Below are 235 nucleotides of genomic sequence, written 5' to 3'. Positions count from 1 at the left end.
GATCTGCCTCATCCTCTGTAATCCTATTAGTGTTTGATTTGTCTGCTTGTATGTTTTCCTCAGCAGTATTCCACTGAAATTCAAAAGGGATAATTAAAAGAACTAATAATGCTAAAGTTGGTCCAATTAACAATGGATTAAATAACCTCAAGCGAATTTTAACCCAAATACTCCTTTGAGATGTTTTTTCTTCTATAAGTGTCCAAGAACTCTTTTTAGCCTTAGCATCTCTATT

1 protein-coding gene is annotated in these 235 nt (G+C 33.2%); it reads right to left on the bottom strand.

The window, feature by feature from the left end; genetic code table 11:
• A partial coding sequence (locus AOA62_RS32365) for a hypothetical protein (protein ID WP_218244258.1) occupies nt 1-235 on the bottom strand: 235 nt, incomplete at both ends.

Source organism: Pseudomonas sp. 2995-3 (genome assembly GCF_002742565.1).
GTDB lineage: Bacteria > Pseudomonadota > Gammaproteobacteria > Pseudomonadales > Pseudomonadaceae > Aquipseudomonas > Aquipseudomonas edaphica.
The sequence above is the reverse complement of the archived record's forward strand: the minus strand, read 5'-3'. Positions and strand labels throughout refer to the sequence as shown.